The 23,623-nt window shown below is 50.6% G+C and carries 18 protein-coding genes; 6 read left to right on the top strand and 12 right to left on the bottom strand.

Annotated elements, in window-relative coordinates:
- Positions 1-37 precede the first annotated feature (37 nt).
- From gnd to JRI95_02550, 8 genes are all read right to left on the bottom strand, one after another.
- On the bottom strand, positions 38-961 hold the full coding sequence (gene gnd, locus JRI95_02585) for a decarboxylating 6-phosphogluconate dehydrogenase (GenBank protein MBW2060430.1): 924 nt from the start codon (positions 959-961) through the stop codon (positions 38-40).
- Between the two features lie 164 nt (positions 962-1,125).
- Positions 1,126-2,487 (bottom strand): B12-binding domain-containing radical SAM protein, encoded by a 1,362-nt coding sequence (locus tag JRI95_02580; GenBank protein MBW2060429.1) that lies wholly within the window; start codon positions 2,485-2,487, stop codon positions 1,126-1,128.
- A gap of 519 nt (positions 2,488-3,006) precedes the next feature.
- A complete protein-coding gene (locus JRI95_02575) occupies positions 3,007-3,435 on the bottom strand; it encodes a response regulator (protein ID MBW2060428.1) in 429 nt (142 codons plus the stop codon).
- 62 nt (positions 3,436-3,497) lie between these two features.
- Complete coding sequence (locus JRI95_02570; protein ID MBW2060427.1) at positions 3,498-4,163, bottom strand: HAMP domain-containing histidine kinase; 666 nt, start codon at positions 4,161-4,163, stop codon at positions 3,498-3,500.
- Positions 4,164-4,174: 11 nt separating this feature from the next.
- On the bottom strand, positions 4,175-4,534 hold the full coding sequence (locus tag JRI95_02565; GenBank protein MBW2060426.1) for a response regulator: 360 nt from the start codon (positions 4,532-4,534) through the stop codon (positions 4,175-4,177).
- Between the two features lie 5 nt (positions 4,535-4,539).
- The gene (locus JRI95_02560; protein ID MBW2060425.1) at positions 4,540-6,282 is read right to left on the bottom strand and encodes a two-component sensor histidine kinase; all 1,743 of its coding nucleotides are present in this window, start codon (positions 6,280-6,282) and stop codon (positions 4,540-4,542) included.
- 153 nt (positions 6,283-6,435) lie between these two features.
- Entirely contained in the window at positions 6,436-6,861 is a 426-nt protein-coding gene (locus JRI95_02555) for a DUF1634 domain-containing protein (protein MBW2060424.1), read from the bottom strand.
- Between the two features lie 28 nt (positions 6,862-6,889).
- On the bottom strand, positions 6,890-7,849 hold the full coding sequence (locus JRI95_02550; GenBank protein MBW2060423.1) for a sulfite exporter TauE/SafE family protein: 960 nt from the start codon (positions 7,847-7,849) through the stop codon (positions 6,890-6,892).
- Positions 7,850-8,647: 798 nt separating this feature from the next.
- Between JRI95_02550 and aprB the strand changes: the two genes are divergently transcribed.
- The 3 genes from aprB to JRI95_02535 all read left to right on the top strand — a co-directional run bounded on the left by aprB (position 8,648) and on the right by JRI95_02535 (position 12,487).
- On the top strand, positions 8,648-9,088 hold the full coding sequence (gene aprB, locus JRI95_02545) for an adenylyl-sulfate reductase subunit beta (protein MBW2060422.1): 441 nt from the start codon (positions 8,648-8,650) through the stop codon (positions 9,086-9,088).
- Positions 9,089-9,107: 19 nt separating this feature from the next.
- A complete protein-coding gene (aprA, locus tag JRI95_02540) occupies positions 9,108-11,069 on the top strand; it encodes an adenylyl-sulfate reductase subunit alpha (protein ID MBW2060421.1) in 1,962 nt (653 codons plus the stop codon).
- 650 nt (positions 11,070-11,719) lie between these two features.
- Positions 11,720-12,487, top strand: coding sequence for an SEC-C domain-containing protein (locus tag JRI95_02535; protein ID MBW2060420.1), 768 nt, complete (start codon positions 11,720-11,722; stop codon positions 12,485-12,487).
- Between the two features lie 151 nt (positions 12,488-12,638).
- Here the strand turns inward: JRI95_02535 and JRI95_02530 are convergent, their stop codons facing one another.
- The 4 genes from JRI95_02530 to JRI95_02515 all read right to left on the bottom strand — a co-directional run bounded on the left by JRI95_02530 (position 12,639) and on the right by JRI95_02515 (position 19,417).
- Positions 12,639-13,799: a 4Fe-4S dicluster domain-containing protein gene (locus JRI95_02530; protein ID MBW2060419.1), complete on the bottom strand. Its 1,161-nt coding sequence runs from the start codon at positions 13,797-13,799 to the stop codon at positions 12,639-12,641.
- Between the two features lie 144 nt (positions 13,800-13,943).
- On the bottom strand, positions 13,944-16,178 hold the full coding sequence (locus tag JRI95_02525) for a hydrogenase iron-sulfur subunit (GenBank protein ID MBW2060418.1): 2,235 nt from the start codon (positions 16,176-16,178) through the stop codon (positions 13,944-13,946).
- 4 nt (positions 16,179-16,182) lie between these two features.
- Complete coding sequence (locus tag JRI95_02520; protein MBW2060417.1) at positions 16,183-17,445, bottom strand: CoB--CoM heterodisulfide reductase iron-sulfur subunit A family protein; 1,263 nt, start codon at positions 17,443-17,445, stop codon at positions 16,183-16,185.
- A 268-nt stretch (positions 17,446-17,713) separates the two neighbouring features.
- Complete coding sequence (locus JRI95_02515) at positions 17,714-19,417, bottom strand: electron transfer flavoprotein-ubiquinone oxidoreductase (GenBank protein ID MBW2060416.1); 1,704 nt, start codon at positions 19,415-19,417, stop codon at positions 17,714-17,716.
- Positions 19,418-19,873: 456 nt separating this feature from the next.
- On the opposite strand from JRI95_02515, the gene JRI95_02510 reads away from it, so the two are divergent.
- From JRI95_02510 to JRI95_02500, 3 genes are all read left to right on the top strand, one after another.
- Positions 19,874-21,109 carry a sodium:proton antiporter gene (locus JRI95_02510; protein ID MBW2060415.1) on the top strand — a complete coding sequence of 412 codons (1,236 nt, stop codon included), beginning with the start codon at positions 19,874-19,876 and terminating at the stop codon, positions 21,107-21,109.
- A 376-nt stretch (positions 21,110-21,485) separates the two neighbouring features.
- Positions 21,486-22,037 carry a CBS domain-containing protein gene (locus JRI95_02505; GenBank protein ID MBW2060414.1) on the top strand — a complete coding sequence of 184 codons (552 nt, stop codon included), beginning with the start codon at positions 21,486-21,488 and terminating at the stop codon, positions 22,035-22,037.
- Positions 22,038-22,052: 15 nt separating this feature from the next.
- Positions 22,053-23,603 carry a D-aminoacylase gene (locus JRI95_02500; protein ID MBW2060413.1) on the top strand — a complete coding sequence of 517 codons (1,551 nt, stop codon included), beginning with the start codon at positions 22,053-22,055 and terminating at the stop codon, positions 23,601-23,603.
- Positions 23,604-23,623 lie beyond the last annotated feature (20 nt).

The following is a 23,623-nucleotide window of genomic DNA, read 5'->3' as shown; positions in this document are numbered from 1 at the left end:
CCATCGCCACTAGCCGTTCTAATTCAAGCCCTTAGTTTCAGGTTTTGTCAGATTTTTTATCGGCCCGCACCACGGCGTGGCCCCCGAACTCCCGACGAAGGGCGGCCAGAACCTTATCGGAAAAAGACTCCTCTTTTCGGGAGCGAAACCGCTGCATAAGAGAGAGGGTGATCACCGGGGCCGGCACACCGGCCTCGATGGCCTGCGCCGCTGTCCAACGTCCCTCCCCCGAATCTTCCACGTAGCCTATGATTTCCGAAAGCCTTGCGTCTCTGGCAAAGGCGGTTTCGGCGAGTTCCAGCAGCCATGACCGGACAACGCTTCCCTGATTCCAAAGATGAGCGACCTCGGCATAATTCAGGGACTTGGAATAAGGAGAGGCTTCCAGGATCTCAAAGCCCTCACCATAGGCCTGCATCATGCCATATTCGATGCCGTTATGAACCATCTTTACAAAATGCCCGGCCCCATGGGGTCCGCAGTAAAGGAAGCCGTCCTCTGGAGCCAGGGTCTGAAAAACAGGCTCGAGGTGCTGGTAGGTCTCTTTAGGCCCACCGATCATGAGACAGTACCCAATCTCAAGACCCCAGATGCCACCGCTGACACCCACGTCCAGAAATTGAATCTCCTGTGCGGCCAGCAGGTCGGCTCTGCGGAGATCGTCTTTATAGTATGTGTTTCCGCCATCAATGACGATGTCTCCAGGAGAAAGGATCTCCTTAAGCTGGATAATGTGATCATCCACGGCTGACCCGGCGGGCAGCATCAGCCAGGCGACCCTGGGGATGGGGAGGTTCTCCGCCAGCTCAGAAAGGGAGTAGGCCCCCATGGCCCCTTCTTTAACAAGCTCGTCCGTTTTGCTTGAGGTTCGGTTATAAGCAACCACCTCGTGCCCGCCCTGAAGCAGCCTTCGAGCCATATTCATACCCATGCGGCCCAGGCCTATGATCGCGATTTTCATGATCTGGTCCCCCCATGATCATCATTTTATATTAATTTAAACCAGGCTGCACATGATGCAAGTTATGAAGGCATATCAGCCCCTTTTATTGATCCTGGAGAATGCTCACAGTTCTACAGTACAACAACCTTTCGCTCTGATGGTTTGATCGCTTCGGCTTTGCTTCAGGACAGGGTCAAGCGCGGGTAGGCCGTGCGATCGAACCGCAGGGCGTTATTTCTGATGGAGAGGTTGGTCACCAGTGTCCCTACAGGTTTATGCCTGTGCCACAAGCTGCCAAAAATACGGCTGGCAATGTGCGGGTAGGAGTAAAAAGTTCGGCAGCAGGCGTCCATTTCGCGATGCATATCGGTCTGGGACAGGTGCTTGTATCTGGCAACCGGGTAGTTCAGGGTGTAGTATTTCCAGTCTTCTGGAAAGTTGTTGGCGGCGATACGGCCTTCCTGTTCCATCTTGTCCCAGAGGCGGGTGCCAGGGAGCGGTGTCAGGAAAAGAACGTTAATAGCGTCCACGCCGTAGCGATTCGCCGTATCGGCAATCTTCAGCCCGATGCCTTGCTTATCAATATCCAGGCCCATAATGAACGAGCCAATGACCATAATGCCATGCCGCTGTATCTTTTGAACAGAAGCCTTGAAGTCGCGGTCTTTCTGAATATTAAATTCCTTATGGATCTCCCTCAAACCTTCTACACTCGGCGATTCAAAACCGATAAAGACTAAATAGCAGCCAGCCTGGGCTGCGAGTCTAAGCAGTTCGTCGTCGTCGGCCATGTTAATCGTTACCTGGGTACCCCATTTTTTACGAATACCTGCCCGGTTCATAGCCCGGAACAGCTCTTTGGCGCGCTCAATATGTTCTTTACGGGTGCCAATGAGGTTGTCATCCACGACCAGGACATATTTCTCCTGAATCAATTTAAACTCTTCTAGGACGTTTTCGATTGGCCGCTGCCTGAAGCGGCTTCCGTTGAATGCGGTGACACTGCAGAAGGTGCAATTGAGCGGGCAGCCGCGGGTGGTTTGAATCGAACCACAGCGGTAGCCGTTTGGCAGAAGATCATGCCGGGCCAGGGGGACCTTCTCCATTCCCAGGCGAGTTCCGGCGTAAACCTGATTCAAGCTATCCTGGCGTGCGTCTTCTAAAACCTGGGTCCAGATACTCTCCGCCTCACCCGTCACCACAGTGTCCACGTATTTTAAGGCTTCCGCCTGGCACATGCTGGCATGAATGCCGCCCATGGCCACCGGCACGCCCCGGCGACGAAATTCAGCAGCTATTTTATAAGCGCGGTCGGCCTGTGCTGTGAAGGCGGTGATCCCCACCAGATCGGGACGCGGCATGGCTGTGTAGTCGGGTATACCCAGATCCTCATCAATCACCGTGACGTCCCACTCGGGCGGGGTCAAGCCGGCCACTACCAGGAGGCCAAGCGGCTTCCAGATGCGGTACTTGTTCCAGCGATTCTTGCTGACCCTGATGGTGATCACCAGTGGGTTGAATGGGTTTATCAGGTAGAGGCGCATCTAGTACCACCATTTGAAAAATGTTCGGCTCAGCCAGCCAGCTCTCAGGATTCGTTCACATTTTGCCTTATCTCTTTTCAAATTTAAAAAGCCGTTTTATAGAATCGTTTATTTCCGAATCGAACTCGGGTTTGGTGCGCTCTTCCTGCTCAGAAGCCTGGAGATTTTGCGACCATTAACACTCTGGAAAAGGTTACCTTATAAAATGAATACCACAACCAGCTATTTTTGTCTCCACTTGAATTTAACTTAGTTCTATAATTTTTTAATGAATTAAACGCAGGACTCAGTCGTCCCTTTTTGGAGGTCCTGACAGGGACCGCTCGGAAATTATTTTAAATCTAGTTGAGCAATTAACTGAAATCTGGTCAGGGCCTCTTGAGGCCCAAGTCCTGAGTTGGAACCACTCCCTTAAATACTCTAAAGATATCAATCCCGCTTTGGCGAAACACCAGCGCACATCTGTCCGCATCGAAAAAACGGCCTGGGGTCAGTAGAAGGCAAAGGCAGGCCTTTCATTTACCAGGCCTTGCTCTGAATGATTTTTTTAATCTTATCCGTGGTCTGTTTTTCCACCAGGATCAGTTTCTGGGCCTGGGCCTTTTTGATTTTTTCCATCAGGTCTTTCAGGTCAGCCGGTTTTTCAATGAAGTCCATGGCCCCGAGTTTCATGGCCTCGATGCCTTTTTCTACGGTGGCGTGGCCGGTGAGCAGGATGATCTGCAACTCGGGGTTCCTATTCTTGATGGTTTTAAGGACCTCGAGGCCATCCATTTCAGGCATCATAAGGTCCAGGACAATGGCATCGTATGATTCCTGCTCCGTCATTTTAAGGGCGTCCCTGGCGGAAGTGGTTGTTGAGACCTCCATGCCTCTGGCCTGCATCCTCTCGGCCAGGGCTTCCAGGAAATCCTCTTCGTCATCCACAAGCAATACTTTTTCAGGCATGATTCTACTCCCTAATTTTTAGGAGACAGAGTAATTACCCCACTTAAACGGTCGGCCGGTATTCACGGGCTGATATCTCTGGACAAAGCAAGGACAAGCTCCCCGGCCTCGGCATCCACTCTCAGTTCAGCCTTAAGCGCATCAAGCAGGTCCTTTTCCCCTTGGGCCGGAAACGTGCCCGCCGGCGCTTCAGCCAGACCTTCGAGCCGCGTGAATCTGATCCGCGGGCCGTTTTCCGTTTCTTCGGTCAAAAGGCCGACGGTCTTTCCCTGCCCGGCGGCGTTCATGGCGAAGTCCACGCACCTCCAAAGAAGGTGGTTCAAGAAAAAAGGATCGGTCGTGATGGCCACCGGACTGGAGGGAGGATTCATTTCCAGCGTTATACCCCGCATGGAAGCGAACCTTTCTGAAAGAGCGGCCATCAGCTTCAGAACTTCGCCCAGTTCAACGCTTTTTACCGAGTCATCAATGCTGTGGGCGAACCGGTTCATGTTTTTGACGATTTCATCGGCACGTCGTACCTGCTTCATGATTCTTCCAGACAGGGTCTTGAGACGTTCCGAATCCAGAGGCTTCCCTTTCTCTGCCAGAAAGGTCAGGTCTTCTAGAAGTCCGGCCGTTTCGTTGATAGTAGCCAGGGCGTTCTTTATCTCGTGAGAGATAGAAGCAGACATCTTCCCGAAGAACTGGAGTCCAGACCAGCCGCTCGTCTCATGATGCCAATCCAAGACATACCTCCTTACTTCTCGAGAACTTCATTCATTTTCTGGACAAGGACCTCGATATTGACCGGTTTCGCCAGATAGTATTGTGCACCAGCTTCGGCTGATCCAACCTTGAAATCGTTTTCTGAACCATGCCCCGTGAAAAAGATGAATTTCAGCTCAGGATTTTTTTCTTGTAAAAGCTTTTTCAGCTTGAGCCCGCTCATCCTGGGGAGTTTCACGTCCAATAAGGCCAGGTCGTAAGTTTCGCTTTGAATGCGCTTCAGCGCGTCCTCTCCAGAGGTTACCCAGTCTGCCTTAATACCCCTGATGGACAGCCGCTCTGCCAAGGCAGAGACCAGCTCTTCCTCGTCGTCCACTAGTAATACCCGCATTTTTTTCACCTCTCATTTTCAGGCGGTTTAAGAGGTAAAGTGATGTTGAAACTCGTTCCTTTTCCCAGTTCGCTTTGCACGTTGATTCTGCCTCCGATTTCCTGGATGAGGCCGTATGTAATGGACAGGCCGAGGCCGGTCCCGCCTTTTGTCGTTCTGGTGGAAAAGAAGGGCTCGAAGATACGATCGAGGTCTTCCGCGGGGATGCCGCATCCGTCATCGGTAAAGGTGATGGAAACGAGGTCTTTGTTCTCCTGCCTGGCGGTAATGCTTAAATGTCCGCCGTCGCTCAAGGCGGCGAAGGCATTGTTGAGCAGGTTGATGAAAACCTGCTGCAGTTTGCCTCGGTCGCTTTCGAACCGGGGGATGTCGTCAGGCACATCCACGGAGACCTCGATGGACCTGTATTCAGCCTCCTTGCCTTGAAAATCAATGGCTTCGTGGATGACTTCCTTCAGGTTGATAGCCTGAATACTGACGTCAATATGCCGCGCAAAACCCAATAACCGGCCGGTGATGGCCGCGCAGCGCTCGACCGAGGCCAGGATCGAGTCCGCAAAGCTGATTAGTTTTTGGGACTCGACCTGTTCCTTTTTGATAGTGAGCAGGTCCTTTATCAGTCCGGTTTTTTCGTTGATGATGGCCAGGGGGTTGTTGATCTCGTGGGCCACGCCCGCGGCCAGGCGTCCGATAGAGGCTAACTTGTTGGAGTATTCCACCTCGTGCAGGCTAATGATGCGCCTATAATCCGCTTCCTGTATCTTGGTCACCAGATAGGTGGATACGCCCACGATCACGATCAGGATGATGATAACGCTGGCCGCCAGAAATCCAATAAGCTGGAAGCGAGTTTTATACCAGGGCTTCATGAGTATGTCCTTCTGCTTGACGATCATCAGGATGAAGGGGGTCTCGGCAATATAGGCGTAACCGATGAGAAGCGCTTTGCCATCCGTATTTTTGCCTTCGAGCACCTGGGTTCGGCGTGAGTATTTCGGGACAGGCAAGGAGATTGTTTCAAGGACCTTGCCATGGTAGCGGGACGGGGTCTGGAGCTTTCCCTGGTGGTTGATAATGAAAGCGTCGCCTTCCCCGCTCACCTCAAGCTGTGAAAGCAGTTGGTCGAACTGGCTGGTATCCACTGTGGCCCGAAGCACGTAAAACGAGCCGTCTGGCTTGGTGTGTTTGACCGCGATGATCAAATGCGGCACCTGTCGGAGGCCCATGAAGACATCGCTGATAAAAACGTCGCGGTACAGGACTTCCTTGAACCACCACTGGTCGGTGTAGTCCTTGCCTTTAAGCTGGTAAGGACCCGTGTAGGCCTTCTGAATGCCTAAGGGGTTGATTATCCCGAGGTCCGTGAATCCGCCAAAGGCCTTTTGCAGATTTTTCAGAATTAAGGCGAGTCGGTCCGGGTCGTTCAATTCCTCGCGAGTATAGTCCTGGGCCATGAAATTCAAGACGGATCTGCGTTCAGTCAGGAAGAAGGAGACCGTTCGTCGAGTATTGGAAACGAGTCGGGACGAGCGCAGGAGGATTTCGGACTCAATGGAGTTTTGCGTTACTTTGTAATCAATCAGGATTATGGAAATCAGCGGCACCAGGGTGACCACCGTGGTGAGCAGGACCGCCAGCATCCAGATGCGGCGGAAGTTAAACAGGCGCTTGAACGGGCCCGCCGCGACGTCCTGATAATCCCAGAATTTCGGCTTTAGCCTTCCCAGCATTGATATTCCCAAGCCCATCCCGGGGGTTTGATTCTAAGCCCCACGAAGAACTTAACACCGGCAATGGCTACTTCTTTGAGGGTCTTTTCCGCCGGGCCTGTCTGTCGTTTTTTCAACGCATCCCTCATCACTTTGACATTTACTGTCTTTTAAATTGACTCTTAACGGTCTTCAGTGTCCCACGGCCAGGATTCCACTGGCTGCAAGGGAAAGGATCACGGCCTCCAGCAGGGCCAAAACTGCATAAATCCTATCATTGTTTTTAAAAAGGACCGGCACAATGGCTAGATAACAGATGATGGTTACGCCGGCCAGGATCGCAATCCCGATAAAATTGATGAAGTCTCCATAGCGGAGCATCCCGAGCCAGCCCCAGCCATTCTTGATATCGGTCTGAAGAAGATAATCATGGACATTCAGGCCCCAGTACCGGGAAATTTCATCGGTGGGGATGTAAGGCTTAATGATACCCAAGGCATAAATGGCAAAGGTAAACAATAGAATCCCCAGACCAAGGTACATCCCTTTTTCTAAAATACCGGCATAACGGACCTGCTCCGGTCTCACGGCTAATTCAGTTTCAAGGTTGTCGGCCATGACCTTATCCTCCTGTCTCTCCCCGGACTTAAATGCCAAATCCTTTGAGCAGGGCCCTGATCCCGGCAAAGGCAAGTATGGTAATCACTATCCAGCGGATGACGGTGGGTTTGGTAATCACCAGCAGGCGAACCCCCACAAAGGACCCCAGCATGATCCCGACCAGGGAAGGAACCACCATCATGGGGATGACGCACCCCTTGTTTATGTAAATCCAGGCAGCAGAGGTGTCGGTGATGGAAAGGAGAAACTTGCTCGTGGCCACGCTGATCTTTAAAGGCGCCCCTAAGACCAGGTTGAGCACCGGCACGTTGGCCCAGCCGGCCCCCAGCCCAAACATACCGGCCATGATCCCGATGACGGTGAATAAGCACAGACCCAGGGGCGTGCGGTGAATCTTCCAGTCAATGACCTGGCCGGTGCTGATTTCCTGATAAACCCCGTAAATACGCAAGGCCGAAGAAAGCCGGTCGGACCGAGGCACATCCGGCTGTTCGGACTTCTTGGCCAGGAGCATGAGGACACAGATGCCGATGATGGTGGCCCCAAGGCAGACCTGGACGATGTTGGTCGGAAGCGCCAGGCCAATTATGGCCCCGATAATGGCAAAGGTGGAGGCGATGAGGGCCACAGGAATGGCCAGCCTCAGACTGGCCAGGTTCATCTTGAGCAGACCAGGGCCGGCGGCCAGCGCGCCGGACAGGGCCACCAGAAGCCCGGTACCCCTGACAAAGTCTAAATGAAACGGGAAAAAACCGCTGATAATGGGAACAAAAAGGACACCTCCCCCAACCCCTCCCAGGACAGCAAAAATACCCATGGCAAAAGTGGCCACAAAAAGGATAAGAGGCCAAAACCACCAGGCATGCCCCTGGGATGCTTCCGTAGAAACATGGGTCGCACCTTCAACACATACTGGATAAACGAAGAAAATGATCAAAAAAACACACAGAACACCGAAGACCCAATATTTCTTGCTGACTTTCATTCTTTGTCCTCGTGTTACACTAGAGTAATGACCCGCGCCAAGCAGTCGTTCCGGTGATCTATTAGGCCCATAACTCAAAATACCGACCCTGACCCTGTTTTTCGATGAACATGGCAAACAATAGTCTAACTATGCTTAAAGGATGATTCACCTTATCAAAACCATTAATGTAAAGCAAATTTTTTCCGTTGAAAGTATAAGCAGCTCAAGCGTTTTTGGGAATGGTCAAATTCAGCCGACCTTGATTCACCTTGGGCCGGAGGCGGCAGAATAGCGCTCTACCGGGCCAGAGCGCTACCTGAGCATTCCTTATGGGCTCACTGGCGATCATTCATGACCCGGCCCGTTTGATTGTTAATTTAGTGTAATTATATCAACATCTGATATCGAAAGGACGGCCTTATTTGAACCATATCCGGGATTATAGGGACCCTGGTCTAAATTTTTCTTGACAGCAAGAAAAGCCTAGGTTAGATTGTCCAAAATTGCACAAGGGGTAATCCCTTGCAAGGGTGAGGCAAAAAGGACCATTTTAACACAGGCCAAATGTAAGCCTACTCCCGACTTTTAGTCTTCTTAAGTCTGGTTACTCTTTCGTTTGAAAGTCCCCTCTGGGGCAAATTAATAAATAAGGAGTATTCATAATTAAAAGGTCAACCCTTGAATGGATCAACCTTCGGTTGATAGAAATTACTAATTATCAAGGAGGTGTTAGGAGAAGAGAAGGAAGGTGCAAGAGCTTTGAGGATGTTCGTGGCTCATCAAATGAGTTGAATACTAAGAATTAGGAGGAAAGAGATGCCAAGTTTTGTCATAACAGAAAAATGCGATGGTTGTAAAGGGCTGGACAGAACCGCTTGTTTGTATATCTGCCCCAATGACTTGATGGTTTTGGATAAGGAGAAAATGAAGGCCTATAACCAGGAGCCTTCCATGTGTTGGGAGTGTTATAATTGCGTTAAAATCTGCCCCCAGCAAGCCATTGATGTAAGAGGTTATGCCGACTTTATGCCCATGGGCGCCAGTGTCGTGCCTCTGCGCGGTTCTGAGGACATTATGTGGACAGTGAAATTTCGTGATGGATCGCTTAAACGATTCAAGTTCCCCATTAGAACGACTCCTGAAGGAACTGCGCCCCCAGATGGCGGATTTGATTTTGGTCCTGGAACTTTAGATGATCAATTACTGGCCACGGAGCCGGCCTCATTAAAAGCCGATAAGCTATGGACACTTGAGTAATAAGAAAAGGAGATAAATTATGCAGGAATTTCCTACCAAAGAAGTTACCACAGATCTCTTGATCATAGGGGGTGGAATGGCAGCGACCGGAGCGGCCGTTGAGGCAGCATACTGGGCCAAGAAGCATGGCCAAAAAGTTGTCTTGGTTGATAAGGCCGCTTTCGATCGAAGCGGAGCCGTGGCAATGGGGCTTTCCGCCATTAACCAGTATGTAGGGGATAATTCACCCATTGATTATCTGAGCTATGTCCAGCAGGACCTTATGGGCCTCTGCCGTCAGGACCTGGTAATGGACATTGCCCGCCATGTCAACGGCTCAGTGAATATGTTTGAAGGATTCGGCCTTCCGATATGGAAGGACGCCGAGGGAAATTATGTTCATGAAGGGCGATGGCAGCTCATGATCAATGGCGAGTCCTATAAGCTGATTTTGGCCGAGGCGGCTAAAAACTCCATGGCCACCTTGGAAGATGACGGTGAAATCGTAGAAAGGGTGTTTGTAACTCACCTCCTTCTTGATAAGAATGACAAGAACCGCATAGCCGGCGCCGTGGGAATGAACGTCAGGGAACCCTATGAATTTTATGTCTTCAAATGTAAGACAGCCTTAGTAGCGGCCGGTGGCGCGGTTCACGTCTTTAGACCTCGTTCCACAGGTGAAGGCTTAGGCCGAGCCTGGTACCCGCCTTGGCAATCCGGGTCAAGTTCCTCATTGATGCAGATGGCTGGTGCGGAAATGAGTTCGCAGGAGGTAATCTTTATCCCAACCCGGTTTAAGGACGCGTATGGGCCCGTTGGCGCGTGGTTCTTGCTGTTTAAAGCAACAGCTACCTCGGCCAGCGGCACCAACTATATGGCCGAAGGGTTCAAGGAAGGTGGGGAACTACACAACTGGCTTCCGTACGGGGCGGTAAAACCCATTCCCACCTGTCTCAGGAACCACCTCATGATGAAGGAGATGTATGAGAAGGGTGACTCGCCTATCTTGATGCATACCGATAAGGCTATTGAAAAAATCGCTTCTGAAGCCCCAGATGAGAAAATGAAAAAGAGAAAATTAAAAGAACTTGAGGCTGAGGCCTGGGAAGACTTCCTGGATATGACTATCAGCCAGGCCATGCTGTGGGCCTCTAGAAACATCTATCCTGAGCAAGGACCGTCAGAAATTGCACCATCTGAGCCTTACTTCATTGGTTCCCACTCTGGAGCTTCAGGCGCATGGTGCAGTGGTCCTGAAGATCTTCAGACGGATGAGTCTAAGAGCGAATACTTCTGGGGCTATAATCGTATGAGCACAATCACAGGGCTCTTCGCAGCGGGAGATGGTGTGGGCGACTCCAGTCACAAGTTCACATCAGGGTCCTTTACTGAAGGAAGGATTGCGGCCAAGGCAGCCATCAAGTTCTGTGTGGAGAATCCGGATATGCCAGAGGTAGACGAGGCAAAAGTCAATGAGCTCAAGGAAAAGACTTATGCCCCGCTCAAGGTCTACGAGGATAACAAGGACTATGCCGTCAGAGACGAACATGTCGGCTATACTTACTCGGAAGAGGTCAATCCCAATTACATTGATCCCAAGATGCTCATGTTCCGTATCCAGAAGATTATGGACGAGTATGCAGCTGGCTGGGGTTCCCAGTATAACTGTAGCGCCACGACCCTCAACATTGCTTTAGATTACCTTAAGTTTTGCAAAGAGGACCTGGATAAGGTGGCTGCACGAGATATCCATGAACTAATGAGGTACTGGGAAAATGTCCACCGACTCAACATTGCAGAAGCGCACGTGAGGCATAAGCTTTACCGCGAGGAGACCAGGTGGCCTGGTTATTACTATCGTGCTGATTTTCCGAAGATTGATGAGGAAAACTGGGGAGATGTGTTTGTAAATTCCAAGTACGATTCCGAAAAGGATGAGTGGGAGATGATCAAGCGGCCTCTCATTCGCTATATAAAGATTGAGAAGGTGGTTGGTATGTAGTCACGAATGGACAGGATGCCCCGGGCGCTACCAGGCGCCCGGGGTTTTTTTATAGCCTGATCATTTCGTAAACTGCCTGGGAAATGGTAAAACGGCGGCTTAAGAACACTCTGGGGCGGCGCCCGTGAGATCGAATTGGGAGGAAAATATGTCCAAGAACATTGAAAAACCAAGGTGTCCATATTGCGGGAAGCCCATGAGCAAATGTACTGCCCCGCAAACGCCGTTTGGTGGCAGCACTACCTGGACCAGTGAATTCTTGTATATATGCTTCAACGATGAATGCCCGTATTTTGTTGATGGCTGGGATTGGATGTGGAATAACTATCATCGCCATGTCTCATATCGCCATATGTTAGACCCAGCTACCGGAAGGACGAATCCCATACCCGTTTCATCTTACGATAGCCTCAAAGACATGATAATTGAGGAATAAACTCCGTTAGAAGTACAGGGTCCGTCCTATTGAATCTCCAAGGGGTTCGCCGGAGCACAATTGAACAGATACCGTCCACAGATCTGGATTTCTCACAAGGTAAACCCCCATAGGAATTTCTGAGTGGGACTGAAGATGACAGAGGATGGTCCCTATGAAAATAACCCTGGCATTAAGCCCATGAAATTGATTCAATACTAATAATGAGGCCATAATGAAAAAAATAGGCAGGAATGAACCATGCCCATGTGGCAGCGGAAAAAAGTTCAAAAACTGTCATATGGGACGGGAGGAGGAGCTCTGGGTTATCCAAACCGAAAAGATGAAGAAAGAGATTGTCCAAAAAATTACTGCCCTCCCCGAAGTCAATTATGGCCGCTCAAAGGAGATTGCAGAGGCCTTGGACATCAGGGAGCTGACCGGTAGCACTGAGTTCTTGGGAATTAAGTTTATAGATTTTGACGCATATGTTGAGTTGGAGTCCTTTGACAAAGGAAATCTCGGAGATGTTCACCATAAATGCGGGGCTCTTATTGTCAATCCCAAAAAGACAGAAGATAGTGATGCCGAGAATATTTACGTGGCGATTACATCGGATATTGATAATTCAAGTCTTATCCATGAACTGGCCCATGTGCTGGATTTTCTTGGAGGGTCCGGTCTGTTGCCTGGCAGTGCATTTCAAATAAGCATGGCAATGGGAATTCCCGTGGATCAACTGGACCACCTGAAGGAATATGGAGACTGGCTGGATTACCTTACAGATCGGTTTCATATAGAGCTTAACGCGGAAGACAGAATCATTTCTTTTCTCCATGAACATGATATGCTGGTAGAAGCATCGCTTCTAAAGAACAAAGACATCCATGCTCTGCTTAGCCGCTCTAAAAAAATGACAGAATTTATGGTAAAATATAAAGATGAAATTAATGAATTAATCAGGGGTCGTATTGGCTATCTGGGAAATGTCTCTTCATCATAATATCGCCGCGCTCCCTGACTAGATACCGAGAAAACCTGCCTTTAGGCTGATTCAGATCTTCAAGGTTCGGACATTTTATCCGAATACCGATCATTCAGCTAAAATTCATAAAATTGCTCCTTCACTTACACTTTTCGCCATTAATGCATATCTAAGTCACGCTTCCTTGCTGTTCTTGAGCATATCTTTCTTTAACCTTCATCAAGTAAATGACCACCGGGCGGTAGGCCAGGTGGGCCCACTTGGCAAACGGAACCTCCAGAACGAGCATGGGAACGGCCACGGACAGGTGAATCGCATACAGGATGTAGGTCGTCATGGCCAGATCCAGGAGCCGGGTGGCATGGATCATGATGCCGGTCAGGGTCGTGAGCTGCAGCAGAATAAGGAACATCCAGTCGGTTCCATGGGAGCTTTTATAAGGCGTTTTTGATTTTTTGAGGCGTCCGATAATGGCGTAGGTGGTGCCATAGAGGATGGCGAAGGTTGCATAGTAGCCCAGCAAGCGTATGGGATGGTAGATCGAATAGATCTCATCCCGCTGGAATCGAATCTTTTCCCATGAGAGCCCGATGACATCAATACCGCCGGCCAGAAAGACCACTACCAGAAGGAAGACAATGCTGTAACCGGTCATGATCAGAAGGTGGACCACCCACAGCATTTTGTCCGTACATTCAAGGAATTGTTTTTGAGTAAGCGTATGGATAACAAGTTCCTTGGCCTCGATGACATAATGTTTAAGAGGAATTTTAAATTTTTGATCACCCATTATAAAATGGAAGCAGCGATAGGTGTTGCTCAAAAGCAGGGCGCTCAGGAGGAAGAACATAATGAGGTCGGCGATCTCTATAGCCTCGCAAGGCCAGACTGAATTTAGATAGGCGTGCTCCATATTTGGGTTGCTGCCATGGAAAAGCCATAAGGCCAGACCGATAATGAGGCCGACGACGGCCACGGCTATGATCTCAAATTTTTCAGAGGTATAAAACTTGCGCGAGAAACCTGTCCAGTCGTAGCGGGAGGTCAGGTAGCGCCGCATGACCATCATCATCTCGCCCGGGTCGGCGCCCCGGGGGCATGTGTCAGAACAGTCCCCGCAGTAGTAACAGAGCCAGGGTTCAGGACTGTGCAGGATCTTGTCCTTAAGGCCCATCTGGGCCCACTTCAGCAGTTTCCTGGGGAAAGGATTTTCCGGCGTGGAAAGGGGGCAGATCGCGGTACAGTTTCCACAGTGAAAGCATTTATTGGCGTCTTTCAAACCAAATTTCTCGAGCTCCTTCATCAAGCTGGGATCAACCTTGACACTCATCCTCCTACCTCCAGAGAGAGTTGTTTATCATTGGGCTGTTATGGCTCTTGTGATCAGGCCGAAAGCCGGACTCCTCCTTTTTCTTGGAGCATCCTTACGCCCGGCTTTCCTCTTTTTCCTCTTATCGCAGAAAAGGCGATCGGCTTACCATCCCTTGTAAGGGTTAGGACCCACCCTTTCCACTGTTTCCATGAATTCTTCTAAGATGGCCTGGACGCGCTCCCAGTCGGTTATGGCAACCTCCTCAACTCGAACGCGTTCGGACTCGAGGACCAGCCGGTCCAATGTTTCGGCGATCTTACCGGCCCTGTATTCCGCCAGTTCGCTGCCTTTAATGAAATGGCACTGATAGTCGTCGCCGGGACGGCAGCCGAAGAAGAGAATGCCGTCAATGCCTTTGGATAAGGCGTCGGCGATCCAGACCAGGTTAATCGAGCCCAGGCATCTGAGCGGGATAACCCGGAGATACGGGTTATACTGCATTCTCTTGATCCCGACCATATCCAGGGCCGGGTAGGCGTCGTTCTCGCAGACAAGCGCCAGGACCCGCGGTTTTTCTTCGTCCTCTTCCGGGACTTCGATGGCCTTGATCATGGACCCGATCATGTCCACCGAGTAATTCTTGAAGGAAATGATCCGCTCGGGGCAGGACCCCATGCAGATACCGCACCGCCGGCAGCGGGTCGGGTTGGGCAGGGGGTTGGCTTTCTCATCCTCATTATAAACCCCAAAGGGACACTCTATGGTACAGCGCTTGCACTGGGTGCAGCGCTGCATGAAAAGTTCGGGATATGACAGGTCTCCGGCCCGGGGATGGACAGAAGCACCGCCAGCCGTGAGTTCGACGCACTGGATGGCTTTCATGACCGCTCCGGCCGCATCCTCGCTGGTCGTGGCCGTACTCATGGGCCGGCGCACACAACCGGCGGCGTAAATTCCGGTTCGTCTTGTTTCATAAGGGAAACAGATGAAGTTGGAATCAGGGAAATCGTTCCTCAGAGCCGGAAGTTCAGGGCCCTGACGATAATCCAGATTCAGAAGCTCGGAGCATCGAATAATGTCAGGGGAAACTTCCTCCTCTTCCTTCTCTGCTTTTTTCTCCTCTTCCCCCTCCTTTGTTTCCTGCATGGAAAATTCCGGCCCAAAGGCGGTCACCGGAACCATGCCCGTAGCTAAGACCACCATGTCCAGGTCTTCCAGCAGAACCTTCTCGCCCAGGAGTTCATCATCCGCCTCCACGGCGAGCTGATCACCGCTGGCCTTGACCTCAGGGTCCTGGCAGCGGAGAAAAATCACTCCATCCTCCTGTGCCTTGCGATAAAAATCCTCGGCCTGCCCGGGTGTACGCAGCTCTTTATAAACGACGTACACATTGGCATCCGGTTCCTGAGCCTTTATCTGGCAGGCCTGTCTTAAGGCCGTGAGGCAGCAAATAGAGGAACAATAGGGAAGATAATCCGGATCCCTTTGACCGGCGCACTGCAGGAAGGCTACGTTCTTTAGACCCTGCTTATCGCTGGGTCGTGCGAATTTTTCCTCCTTGAACATCTCTTCGAACATGGCGTTGGTGATGACGTTCGGAGAGGCCCCAAACCCCAATTTCGGGCCCAGTTTGCTGGGGTCATAAGGCTGCCAGCCGGCCGCAAGCACAATGGCCCCGACTCTGTGTTCAGCCACAGAACCGTTTGATTTGATGGAGACCTCAAAAAGGCCGGGCGCGCCTTCGGTTTTTTCCACTGCCGCGTCGGTATAGACCTTAATTTTTTCATGCTCGGTGACAGCCTTGATCAGCTCACCGATATCGTTGTCCTGAAAGTCTTTGTATGGAAATGTAACCTTCTGCCTGACTTTGTTCTGAAACCCTCCCAGCTGGGGCTCTTTCTCAACGAGTACTATCGAATAACCGGCTTTGGCGCCTTCCAGGGCCGATGTCATACCGGCCAAACCGCCTCCCACGACAAGGATATCTCTGGAAATTTCCTGTTCCGGCTCAAAAGGCTCAGGAAGCTCCATTTTTTCTACTTTGGCCAGGCTCATGCGCAGGTAATCCTCGGCCATCATCTGGGTATCCTCATCATTAGGCTTCTGACACCAGACGACCTGTTCTCTGAGGTTGACCCGATCCACGATGCACTGGTCGAAGTTAAACACATCATACATGACCCTGAGCGAACAGGCGGCAATGACCAGAGTATTGGCGCCCTCGCCGGCGATGTCATTCTTGATCAGGTCCACCCCTTCCGGGCTGCACAGGTTTGGATGGGTTTTACAAAGAGGGACCTTTTTTTCGTCGGTCGCCACCTTACTAAGTTCTTCTATTTCAAGGGCATCTCCGATACCGCATCCTGTACAAACATAAACTGCAACCTTCTGTTCCATCAGGCTACCTCCTCGCTATGGATTGAATGGCTTTAAGGGCCGCGGCTGTTCCGTCCTGAACCACTTCGGAAACGTTATTCGGGGTCCTCACACAGCCCGCGGCATAAACCCCTGGTCCGGCGTCCTGGGAGGCCACGAAACCATAATCATCGTAAGGAACCTGGATGGGAATGGGAGTTTCAGCCGTATTGGGCTGTATCCCGGTGGCTAATACCGCCATGTCCACGGAGACTTCATGCAACTCCTCGGAGGTGGTGTCTTCGACCCTCAAAATAAGGCCCTTGGTGGTTTCATCCTCAGTTATTTTAGCCACTTTCCCTTTAAAGAACTGGATGTTTTCATCCTGTTTGACCTTGTAATAAAATTCCTCCAGCCGATCCGTGGCTCGAATATCAATAAAAAAGATATAGACCTTTGAATCCGGATACTGCTCCCGGACGTAAGTGGCCTGCTTCATGGACGCCAGGCAGCAGATGCCAGAGCAGTAAGGCAGGTGGTTTTCATCTCGAGAACCGGCGCACTGGACGAACCCGATGGTTTCCGGGGGCTGGCCATCTGAAGGGCGTACGATTTTACCCTGGGTTGGCCCGTTCAGCGCGGCCAGCCTTTCCATCATTACATTGGTGATCACGTTTGGAAACTGCCCGAAGCCGTAGGTATCCAGTTTGGCCGCATCATAAGGCTGCCATCCTGTGGCCCAAACCACGGCGCCGACCTTCAGCTCTATGGTCTTTGGCTCCATATCCAGGTCAATGGCGTCATACGGGCACGCTTCTTTTACTTTTTGCCCTTCATCGCTTTTTGCCAGACTCGGATCCAGGACGTACCGCATGGGAAAGGCCATATCATGAGGCAGGTAGGCGGCCTTGATTTTATCCATGCCATAGTTGAAAGAGTTGTCAATTTCCATGGTGCAGGCTTCGGCGCACTTGCCGCAGCCGGTGCATTTTTCATTGACATAGCGAGGATTCAACCGGACGGTGACATCGAAATTTCCTTCCTCGCCGGAAATACTCTCCACTTCGGCCATTGTGAAGAAACGTATCCTGGGGTTCTGCTTGATGCGGCGAAAGTTGATTTCCAGGCCGCAATACGGCGGGCATAACTTGGGGAAGTAGTTATGAAGCTGGGCCACCCTGCCTCCAAGGTAGGGGTTTTTTTCGATTATATACGTGTCATAGCCCGCTTCAGCGGCTTCAATGGCCGTTGTAAGCCCGCTCATGCCGCTACCGACCACCAGGATACTTTGGGTTTCTGTGTTTGCCATGCTCATCCTCCTGAGGTAATTGGATATACCATAAACCCCTCCCTCGTCTGGGTGGAGTTTCCACACAGTGTTTCTGCTCGCTGCTTTATTCCGCTGAGTTTCCTGAACTCTCCTTGCGTTGGTGCGGAGTTCTCACGTCTTAGGCTCAATTTTACTTTTAATTTGGCTGTATTCACCCTGTTTGAGGGTTTCCGAACAATCAGGCCTTTATACAAAAGTTAAATAGGGAATGCAAACAAAAAATCGGAAACCCCTCAAAAAGGCCCATTTAAACCATGGTGTACTTTGGCCCTCCTCCTCCTTCCGGCGCCGTCCAGGTGATGAGTTCATATGGATCTTTGATATCACAGGTTTTACAGTGGACGCAGTTGGAGAAATTGAGTTTCATGGTGCGTTCACCCGTGTCCTCGTCGGTCTCTATTTCATAAACATTGGCGGGACAGAATCTGAGGCACGGGTTTTGATATTCTTCAGTGCACTTGGTAAAGCAAATATTGAGGTCCGCTATCTTGAGGTGAGCCGGCTGCTGTTCTTCATGGGTTGCCCCTGAATAGTAGACATCGGTTTCCTTGTCAAAGGTACGCTCGCCATCGAACTTTATAGCGCCCTTCTGCTCATCGGAAGGCGTTTGGGTGCTGTAAACATCCATGACCTTTTTAAGATGGATATAATCGGGCTCTGTGGTCACGCGGTTTTTGATAATTCTGCCACCGAGGACATACTGGAACCCTGCCTTGATGAGGGCGATGTAGAGTCCCGATTGAAAGGCCTGATGGAAATTCCGTACCTTTTTAAGTTCTTTTCCGATGAAGCTGTTATACAGGGATGTCTTATATTCCTTCAGGCCGGCTTCGGAAAAATCGCTTTTTACCAGGGCTTCCAGGATTGTTTCAGCAGCCAGCATCCCTGATTTCATGGCCATGTGTATGCCTTTGATCTTTTGGCTGATGAAGAGATTTGCTGAATCTCCGACAATAAGGCCGCCGTTAAAGAAGAGCTTGGGAACGGCGAAGAACCCGCCGACAGGCGCTGTTTTGGCCCCGTACTGGACTAGTTTACCATCTTTGATGATTTCAGCCATCAGGGGATGGAGCTTGAATTTTTGAAATTCCATATGAGGGTCCAGGTGCGGGTCCTGGTAATCCAATCCTGTTAAAAGACCAACGGACACCTGGTTGTTCTTCATGCCATAAATGAACCCGCCGCCGTAAGTATTTCTTTTAAGCGGGTAACCCAGGGTATGATAGACCATGCCGGGTTCAATTCTTCCTTCCGGGACTTCCCAGACCTCCTTAACGCCAAGGACGTAATTCACGGCATTCGTGCCTGCGTCCAGGTTGAACTTTTTTATCAGGGTTTTAGTGAGGCTGCCTCGCGACCCTTCTCCAAAAACGGTGACCTTGGCCTGCAAGTCAATGCCCGGCTCATAATTTTCTTTTTTATTGCCATCAGCGTCAATGCCTTTATCGCCCGTTCTGACTCCAATGACTCGATTCCCGTCATATAAAACTTCGGTGCCAGCGAAACCGGGAAAGATATCAATCCCGCTCTCTTCAACCATCTGACCGAGCCATTCGGTGAACCGCGAAAGAGAGACGATATAATTCCCGTGATTATTGAGAGGGGGAGGTGTGATCGGGGATGCGATCTTGCCTTTTTTAGTGAGCAGACAGACCTTTTCTTTTTTTATTTCAGCCTCCAGAGGAGCGCCTTTTTCCAAAAAGTCCGGAATAAGCTCTTTTAGGGCTACCGGATCCATGACAGCGCCGGATATAGAATGAGAACCTATATAGGCGCCCTTCTCCAGAATGGCGATCATGATCTCATCCAGTTTCTCGCCTTCTTCCCCCTTTTCCACCTTTTCATTATGTTCTTTAATCAAATTTGCGAGATGCAACGCCCCACTAAGACAGGCAACGCCACCCCCCACAAATAGAACATCAACTTCCATAACATCTCTTTCTTCTTCCACAGATCAGTCCTCCTTTAAATAAGAGTCATGAAATCCTTTATTGCAAAATCGCCCTTTACATAGCATATATTTTCCCGGCCCTGCAAGTATTTTTGTGAAATATCTAACAATCTCTAGCCAATAAAAAACCACGCCAGGGTTACTAAAATAGGAACAGCTGCGTGTTATGGCATGACGTAAAAAAGAGTGACAAAAATTTCTCTTCAGCCCTCCAAACATGAGAAGCATAGGGCCAGTGATGTTCATCAATGTTTTATTACTAAAACCGAATCAATGAGGCATCCCCGAATCCAGTCCTGACCGGCTTGAGGGTTATACATTAGCCAAGAAAAGACTCGTAAGCATTAAAAACCGGCGGGGGAAATAAAATTCCTTGGCTGTAACACCCGGCACTTGACACCCTTGAACCTTTTCATGTTTACTCAGGGAAATCAGCGTTTCCCGGGGGACGGAAGCATGAGCCTCTTCACCATCGTCTCGATCCTGATCACATTAGCGGCCTTACTCAGCTACATCAATCATCGCTGCCTGAAGATGCCCACCACCATTGGCCTGATGTTCATGACTATTCTGCTTTCCTTGAGCCTGATCATTGCCGGCCGGTTTGGCCTTGCAATCGAGGACCAGGCCCGGGCCTTTGTTCAAGGCATTGACTTTAATAAGACCTTGATGGGAGGCCTGCTCAGTTTTCTTCTGTTTGCCGGATCACTCCATGTCAACATCAATGACCTGCTCGAAAAGAAATGGGAGATAGGCATTTTCGCCACGCTAGGCACTGTCAGCTCCACTTTTATCGTGGGAGTCATCACCTTCCTGCTTTTGCAGGCTCTGGGATTAAACCTGGCCTTTATTTACTGCTTGGTCTTTGGGGCATTGATTTCCCCGACCGACCCCATTTGCGTCCTGGGCATCCTCAGAAAGGCCAAGGCCCCGAAAGGCCTGGAAGCAAAGATCACTGGAGAGTCTTTATTCAATGACGGTATCGGCGTGGTTCTCTTCATTGTCTTGCTGGGGATTGCCACGGGCGAGCATGAGGTAAATTTCAGCGAGCTCTCTCTCTTTTTCCTTGAAGAAGGTGTCGGCGGAATCGTGTACGGTTTTTTACTGGGTCTTCTGGCTTACTATGTTCTCAAGAGCGTTGACAACTACCAGTTGGAAATACTGATCACCCTGGCTGTGGTCACGGGTGGATATGCCTTGGCTCTGACCATGCACACCTCCGGGCCGCTGGCCATCGTGGTGGCGGGCCTGTTCGTGGGCAATCGCGGCCGCAGGTTCGCCATGTCGGCTAAAACCAGGGAACATCTCGATACATTCTGGGAAATGGTAGATGAAATCTTGAATGCCATGCTTTTTGTCCTGATCGGTTTAGAAATACTGATCCTGACCCTGTCCGGTTGGTACCTTGTGGCAGGATGTCTCGCGATATTGGTTGTGCTTCTGGCGAGGTTCGTTTCAATCGGGGTTCCGATCAGCCTGATGAGGCTGGGCCGTGAGTTCAGCCCCCATGCGGTCAAGATCATGACCTGGGGGGGACTGCGTGGAGGAATTTCCGTGGCGCTGGCCCTGAGTCTGCCAGCCGGGCGCGAGCGTGAGATCGTTCTGGCCATGACTTACGCTGTGGTGGTCTTCTCAATTCTCGTTCAGGGATTGACCATCAAGTATTTACTTAAAATTCCAGAAGAAGCCTAACCGGCCCTGTCCAGCCGACCGCGGTTGCGACAGGTTTTCAGACGATTCGTCCCGATCCATGGGTCTTGCGAAAGCGCCTGCTTGAGCGCAATGGGCTGTTTCTCATTGAAATTATTTTCGTTCCTTATTAAACTAACTTACATAAGAGAGTACTTGATTTTTTCCTCAGGTCCGGGAGCCGCCTGGAGACTTTTGAAATCCAGGGCCGCTTCTATCTCTGATCTTTCGAAACACAAGAGCCATGTTTCTTACGCGGATATGGTTGAGATGGTCAAAAGATAAAAACGTCTAGACCCAAATCCCGGGTTTAGAATTATGAGCGTTTCATTATAAAAACCGGCCGAGGATTTCCTAAGAAAAGCCCAGGAGGTGCGGTATGACAGCGATCAAGGTCAAAGATATTATGGTTCCGCTGGCCGAGTACGCCACTGTTTCTGAGGATGCGTCGCTCGCTGAAGCGGTCCTGGCCCTGGAAAGGGCCCAGGAACAGTTTAAACACGCCCACTACAAACATAGAGCCATTCTGGTGTACGATAAAGACGACAATGTCGTGGGCAAGGTCAGCCAGCTGGACGCAATTAAAGGAGTAGAGGCGGGGTATACAAAAATAGGAGACCTCAAAGCTGTATCGCACAGCGGTTTCCGTCCGGCTTTCATTAAATCGCTCATGGGGAAATACAGCCTCTGGCAAGCGCCCCTTGAAGATATCGTTAAAAAAGCGACCCAGATCAAGGTCAAGGAAATCATGCATACCCCCACCGAGGGGGAGTACATCCCTGACGAGGCCTTGCTCGAAGAAGCGATTCATCTGCTGGTCATGGGCCAGCATCAATCGCTCCTGGTCACCAGGGACAGGGAGATCGTAGGTATCTTACGGCTGACCGACGTCTTTATGGCGCTCCGCGACATGATCCCCGCAGATCAGTAAAAAAGGTGAATGAAAATGGATAAGGCCTATGACTGCGTTATAAAAGGTGGAAAGGTCTTCGATGGGAGCCTAACTGAGCCGAGCGTGACGGATGTGGGGATACGCGGCGATAAAGTCGCAGAAATAGGGCCGCTCACAGGACAGGCGGCCAGAACCATTGACGCCACAGGCCTGATCGTCACGCCGGGATTCATTGACGTTCACACCCATTGCGACGCCACCTTCAAGCGAAGCGGCAGCATGGCGGAGCGGGCCGCATCGAACCCTTCCTGGAAAGGAAACTGGAATTACCTCTATCAGGGCGTGACGACTGTTATCACTGGGAATTGCGGAGAAGGTTATGCAGATGTGAACCACTGGTTTGACCTAATCAACTCCCTGGGGTTTGGAACGAACGTCTTTCATCTCGCGCCCCACGGGGAGATCAGAAATGAGGTCTTTGGGGATGATCAGCCTGTAGTACCGAGCAAGAAACAACTCGACGCGCTCAAAGGGAAGGTGGCTGAGGTCATGGAGATGGGCGCCATCGGGCTGTCCACAGGACTTATCTATGCCCCCGGCTTTTTAGCTCAAACCGAGGAGCTCATCGAAGTGGCAAGGGTTGCCAGAAAGTACGGCGGATTGTATGTGAGTCATATTCGCGATGAATCCGGGCTTCTTCTTGAAGATGGCCAGAGAAGCGTATGCCGGGCCATCAAGGAAGCGATCGAGATTGGGAGACAGGCAGAGGCGCGGGTGAACATTTCCCACCTGAAGATATCAGCCCCTGTTAACGGGATGAAGGCCCGGGATATTCTCGATATCATCGAACAAGCCAGGCTTGAAGGCCTGGATGTGACTGCTGACCAGTACCCCTATGACGCGGGTTCCTCGCATTTGACCCTTTTAGTTCCTTCGGAATTTTTAGAGGCCGGCGGAGTCAAAGAACAGTATAAGAACAAAGCAGGTCAAAAGGAGATCAAAAAGGCTATTGAGGGAACATTCAACAACCTCAAGCCGGAGAAGATCCTGATCAGTGAATGCACAATGAACAGGGATTACGAAGGAAAAACCTTGAAGGAGATCGCTGAGATAGAAAAACGAAAGCCCTCAGAATCCTTCGTGGATATGGTCTTGAGCGAACGGCCGCCCCTTGCTGTCTTTTTTTCTCAGGATATCAGCATCGTGCGTGATATCATGCCTTATGACTACATCATGACCGGGTCAGACGGCTGGACCACACCCAAGGATATCCTGAAACCCCACCCCCGCTGTTACGGCACCTTCCCCAGAAAAATAAGAACATTTGTGCTCGAGGAAAAGCAGCTCACCCTGACCGCGGCTGTCCGGTCCATGACCTCACTTCCAGCAGAAACGTTCAATCTGAAGGGCCGAGGCAAACTGGAAAAGGGATGCTACGCGGACATAGCGGTCATAGACCTGGATAATTATACAGACCGAGCCACCTACCTTGATCCGCATCAGTATGCAGAAGGCCTGCGGTATCTGTTTGTAAATGGCGTGCTTTCCATTGACCAGGGTAAAGCGACCGGCGTTGAGGGCGGAAGAGCGCTCAAGCGGGATTGATTTTTTTAGGAGGGGGTTTG

The sequence above is a fragment of the Deltaproteobacteria bacterium genome (genome assembly GCA_019308995.1).
Lineage (GTDB): Bacteria > Desulfobacterota > Desulfarculia > Adiutricales > JAFDHD01 > JAFDHD01.
This window is presented reverse-complemented; position numbering and strand designations above follow the sequence as displayed.

Coding starts and splice junctions, on each gene's coding strand:
- JRI95_02530 (MBW2060419.1), bottom strand. CDS start 13,799: ATGAGTGTCAAGGTTGATCCCAGCTTGATGAAGGAGCTCGAGAAATTT.
- aprB (MBW2060422.1), top strand. CDS start 8,648: ATGCCAAGTTTTGTCATAACAGAAAAATGCGATGGTTGTAAAGGGCTG.
- JRI95_02565 (MBW2060426.1), bottom strand. CDS start 4,534: ATGCGGGTATTACTAGTGGACGACGAGGAAGAGCTGGTCTCTGCCTTG.
- aprA (MBW2060421.1), top strand. CDS start 9,108: ATGCAGGAATTTCCTACCAAAGAAGTTACCACAGATCTCTTGATCATA.
- JRI95_02575 (MBW2060428.1), bottom strand. CDS start 3,435: ATGCCTGAAAAAGTATTGCTTGTGGATGACGAAGAGGATTTCCTGGAA.
- JRI95_02505 (MBW2060414.1), top strand. CDS start 21,486: ATGACAGCGATCAAGGTCAAAGATATTATGGTTCCGCTGGCCGAGTAC.
- JRI95_02500 (MBW2060413.1), top strand. CDS start 22,053: ATGGATAAGGCCTATGACTGCGTTATAAAAGGTGGAAAGGTCTTCGAT.
- gnd (MBW2060430.1), bottom strand. CDS start 961: ATGAAAATCGCGATCATAGGCCTGGGCCGCATGGGTATGAATATGGCT.
- JRI95_02555 (MBW2060424.1), bottom strand. CDS start 6,861: ATGGCCGACAACCTTGAAACTGAATTAGCCGTGAGACCGGAGCAGGTC.
- JRI95_02535 (MBW2060420.1), top strand. CDS start 11,720: ATGAAAAAAATAGGCAGGAATGAACCATGCCCATGTGGCAGCGGAAAA.
- JRI95_02550 (MBW2060423.1), bottom strand. CDS start 7,849: ATGAAAGTCAGCAAGAAATATTGGGTCTTCGGTGTTCTGTGTGTTTTT.
- JRI95_02525 (MBW2060418.1), bottom strand. CDS start 16,178: ATGGAACAGAAGGTTGCAGTTTATGTTTGTACAGGATGCGGTATCGGA.
- JRI95_02510 (MBW2060415.1), top strand. CDS start 19,874: ATGAGCCTCTTCACCATCGTCTCGATCCTGATCACATTAGCGGCCTTA.
- JRI95_02520 (MBW2060417.1), bottom strand. CDS start 17,445: ATGGCAAACACAGAAACCCAAAGTATCCTGGTGGTCGGTAGCGGCATG.
- JRI95_02580 (MBW2060429.1), bottom strand. CDS start 2,487: ATGCGCCTCTACCTGATAAACCCATTCAACCCACTGGTGATCACCATC.
- JRI95_02560 (MBW2060425.1), bottom strand. CDS start 6,282: ATGGGCTTGGGAATATCAATGCTGGGAAGGCTAAAGCCGAAATTCTGG.